Below are 4,357 nucleotides of genomic sequence, written 5' to 3'. Positions count from 1 at the left end.
GCGGCTCCGTTGGTCCCGGCGGTCGGCGTTTGGCGGTTTGCTCATCGGGCGGGGCTGCCCGCGCCCGCCCGGCTGCGCCCGCGGCCCCCCGGCCCCACGGGGCCCCCCCGGGGCGGCCGGTAGGCGGGGGCCGGCGTCGGGGGCTCGGGGAGCCCGGGGTGTCGTGAGGAGGATCAGGCCTTGTCGGCCGCTGCCTCGTCCTCGGACACGACCTCGATGCCGTCTTCGTCCGTGATGTCGGTGACGTCCTCACCGGCGGCGGCGGCCGCGGCGTCAGCCGCCGCGTCCTCCTCGTCCGAACCGATGAACTCGCTCAGGTCCACGACGTTGCCCTCGGAGTCCTTGACCTCGACCTGGCGCAGCGCCACGGCGAGGGACTTCGAGCGGGCGACCTCGCCCACCATGGCGGGGATCTGACCGCCCTGGTCGAGCGACTGGATGAACTGGTTCGGGTCCATCCCGTACTGGCGCGAGGCGTTGACGAGGTAGTCCAGGAGCTCGTTCTGGGCGACCTTGATCTTCAGCTGCTCCGCGAGCGTGTCGAGGAGGATCTGGTTCTTGAGGGCCTTGGCCGCGTCGACCTCGACCTCGGCACGGTGCGCCTCGTCCTCGAGACGTCCCTCGGACTCGAGGTGACGGTGCACCTCGGCCTCGACGGCGCCCTGGGGCACGGGGATCTCGGTGTTCTCGAGGAGGTGCTCGACCAGAGCGTCACGGGCCGCGACGGCCTGGTTCGAGGTCTTGATGCTCGCGACCTGCTCGCGCAGGTCCGCCTTGAGCTCCTCGATCGTGTCGAACTCGGACGCGAGCTCGGCGAACTCGTCGTCGGCCTCGGGCAGGTCGCGCTGCTTGACCGAGGTGGCCGTGACGGTGACCTCGGACTCCTTGCCCTCGTGGTCGCCACCCGCGAGCGGCGCCTTGAAGGTCGTGGTCTCGCCGGCCGACAGACCGGTGAGCGCCTCGTCGAGGCCCTCGAGCATGTTGCCCGAGCCGATCTGGTAGCTGATGCCGGAGACCGAGTCGATCTCCTCGTCGCCGATGACGGCCTTCAGGTCGATGACGACGAAGTCGCCCTCCGCGGCCGGGCGGTCGACGCCGACCAGCGTGCCGAAGCGCTCGCGCAGCGCGTCGAGGCGCTCGGCGATGTCGTCGGCGGAGACCTCTGCGGCCTCGACGGTGAGCGTGACCGAGTCGAGCGCGGGGATCTCGATCTCCGGGCGGACCTCGACCGTGGCCGTGAAGTGCAGCGCACCCTCGGCGTCGAGCGGGACCTCGGTCACCTCGACGTCGGGCTGGCCGAGCGGGCGGATGCCCGTCTCGTTGACGGCCTGGCGGTAGAAGCCGGACAGGCCGTCGTTGATGGCGTGCTCGAGCACGGCAGCACGACCGACGCGCTGGTCGATGATGCGCGCGGGGATCTTGCCCTTGCGGAAGCCGGGGACGTTCACCTGCTCCGCGATGTGCTTGTAGGCGTGGTCGATGCTCGGCTTGAGCTCGTCGTACTCCACCTCGACGGTCAACTTGACCTTGGTGGGGTCCAGGGTCTCGACGGCGCTCTTCACTTCGATGATCTCCAACTGATCGGGGAGCCGACGTGCGGCAACGGGGTGCGTGCATGTCCCGCCGGTTGCAGCGGGACCTGTTCGAACGTTCATCGATCGGTGGCAGACGCTGGCGCCTGGTCGATCGCGTCGCCTCGAGCGGTGCGGCGGCAGCCTCGGAGGGCCTCCACCGGAAAGGGCGCACGGACAACCCGTCCATGGTACGCCACACCTCGTGGGCGCCGACGCGCCGAGGGCCGGCACCCGCCCGGCACCTGCCCGGCGCGAGCAGGACGACGGCCCGGCACCAGCCCGGGCGAGGCGTCGGGGCCGCGCACCGAGCCGTGACCCGGCACGGCCCCGACGCCTCGCCCGTCGCCCTCAGCCGCCGAGCGCGCGCGTCTCGACGAGCCGCCGCTCGAGCTCGGGACGCAGCGCCTCGACGGCCGTGGCCGTCAGGTGGCTGCCGTCGCGGTACAGGAGCAGACCGCCGAGGACGGCGGGGCACCGCTCCTGCGCGCAGACGACCCCCGAGACGTCGACGACCTCGACGCCGGGCACGTCACCGAGCGCGACGTCGACGACCAACGGGTCAGCCGGCAGGGCCCGCGCCCTCGGGAACGAGCACGCGTCCCAGTCGTCGAGCGCTCCGGAGACGCAGCTCGGGACGTCGACCCCCGGGGTGGGCGTGTCCCGCAGGTAGACCACGGGCACCCCTGCGGCAGCGAACCTCCCGAGCGTGCTCCCCCAGGCGGCCTCCCGCCGGTCGGCTGCCTCCTCGCTCTCGAAGTACGCCGCGCTCGACCCCACGATCACGACGTCGGCCCGCGCCGCGATCGTGTCGATCTGCGCGTCGCGCCACGCCTCGCAGTGCTGCGACTCGTCGAGCAGGGCCTGCGGCAGGTCGGCCGGCGTGCACCCTCCCTTGGTCACGATCGACAGGTGCCACCCCTGGGCGAGCGCGACGTCGCGCAGGGCACCGCTCCACTGGAAGGCCTTCGAGTCGCCGAACAGCACGACCTCGCGCCCGCCCTCCGGCCCGACGACGCACTCGGCAGGCCAGGTCGTCTCGCTCAGGCCCAGCGCCCCCAGGCACGGGGTCTCCGCGGGCGGGGCGTCGAGCGCGGCCCGTGTCAGCCCCGGGGTCACCGGCCCACCCGTCCGCGCGAGCGCGGCCGGGTCGAAGATCGTGTCGAGCCGGACCTGCGCGGACCCGACCTCGTCCCGTTCCAGCCCGGCGTACACCGCCGAGCCCGCCCCCAGGCTCGCGACCAGGGCCAGGACGACGCCCGTGACCCCCACCGAGTAGCTCGCTGACGGTCGGAGCGCGACGACCGGCGAACGCCGCAGCGGCGACTCGACTCCTTGGAGGACGAGCCAGGCCACCCCGCCCGCGCCGAGGGTCAGCACGACGCGCTGAGGCCAGGAGAGCGGCCCCCAGACCGCGTCGGCCAGGACGAGCACGGGCCAGTGGACGAGGTACCAGGCGAAGGACAACCGCCCGACTGCCCGGACGGGCGACAGCGCGAGCAGGTGCCCCACGCTCCCCCGCGCCGTCCGGGCCGTCGCCGGGACCGCGAGGAGAGCGACCGTCCCGAGCGTCGGCCAGAGCGCCGCCGTCCCCGGGAAGGGCGTGGACTCGTCGTGGACCGCGGCCGACCACACGACGGCACCGAGCCCGGCCCACCCGGCCAGGGTCCACGCGACGCGCCGCACGGCGGGGTGACCCGTGCCTCCGGTGACACCGCCCCGCGGGAGGGACGTGGCGCCGTCGGGCCTGTGCAGCACAGCGGCCGCCAGGAGACCGCCCAGCCCGAACTGCCACGCCCGGGTGAGAGGCGACATGTACGCGAGGGCCGGGTCGCTCGACGTCAGCACGAGCGAGACGACGAACGAGGCGACCGTGCCGACCGCCAGGACCGCGACGGCCGCCGGCAGAGGGCTCCTGCGCACCCGCGCCGCGAGGGCTCCGACGAGCGCGAGCAGCAGCGGCACCACGAGATAGAACTGCTCCTCGACCGCGAGCGACCAGTAGTGCAGCACGGGGCTCGGCGCCGCCGTGGCCGCCATGTAGTCCGTCTCCTGCGCGACGAAGCGCAGGTTCGCGACCTGGAGCGCGCTCGCGACGACGTCGATCATGGTGTCGCGAGCCCTCAGCGGCGGCAGCACGAGCCAGGCCGCGAGCGCCGTGCCCACCAGGACGACGGAGGCCGCGGGCAGGATGCGGCGCGCCCTGCCGGCGAAGAACGCGGGCAGCGCGATCCGCCCGGCCGACGCCAGCTGTCGCAGCAGGATCCCCGTGATGAGGAAACCCGAGATCACGAAGAAGACGTCGACCCCCACGTACCCGCCGGGCACGCCCGGGACCTGCGCGTGGAAGAGCAGGACGAGCACGACGGCCAGCGCGCGCAGCCCCTCGACGTCCCCTCGGAAGCCGGGCCGTCCCCGCCCGGTGCCGGCGCTCACAACGCCTCGATCATGGGGTCGAACACCCCTGCGGCAACGAGCCCGGCGAAGGCCAGGGCCACCGTGAGCGCGACGACCGCGGGCCACTGCAGGGAGCTGTGCGCCCGGGAGGACGTGGTCGGGCCCGCGTCGACCGCGTCACCCTCCGTCTCGCGGACCGTGAGGTCCGGCGCCCCGGCCGGGCCGACCGGGGCGGCGGGGCCGACCGGGGCGGCGGGGTCGGCCGGGGCGGCGGGGCCGGCCGGGGGGGCCCGCGCCCGCCCGACCCCCCCGCCCCCCCCCCCGGGCCCAACCCCCCGCGGCGCGCCGGGCCCCGCCGGGGGGCGGCGGCCCCGCCGGGCGCGCCCCCC

Annotated in this window: 2 protein-coding genes; both read right to left on the bottom strand. The window is 74.5% G+C overall.

Annotation, left to right across the window (positions count from 1 at the left end):
- Positions 1 to 173 precede the first annotated feature (173 nt).
- Positions 174 to 1,562: a trigger factor gene (gene tig / locus ACFRCR_RS17260; RefSeq protein WP_377679241.1), complete on the bottom strand. Its 1,389-nt coding sequence runs from the start codon at positions 1,560 to 1,562 to the stop codon at positions 174 to 176.
- A gap of 360 nt (positions 1,563 to 1,922) precedes the next feature.
- The gene (locus tag ACFRCR_RS17255) at positions 1,923 to 4,007 is read right to left on the bottom strand and encodes an acyltransferase family protein (RefSeq protein ID WP_377679240.1); all 2,085 of its coding nucleotides are present in this window, start codon (positions 4,005 to 4,007) and stop codon (positions 1,923 to 1,925) included.
- Positions 4,008 to 4,357 lie beyond the last annotated feature (350 nt).

The sequence above is a fragment of the Oerskovia sp. NPDC056781 genome (assembly GCF_042789955.1).
In the GTDB taxonomy this organism is placed as follows: Bacteria; Actinomycetota; Actinomycetes; order Actinomycetales; family Cellulomonadaceae; genus Oerskovia; species Oerskovia rustica.
The sequence above is the reverse complement of the archived record's forward strand: the minus strand, read 5'-3'. Positions and strand labels throughout refer to the sequence as shown.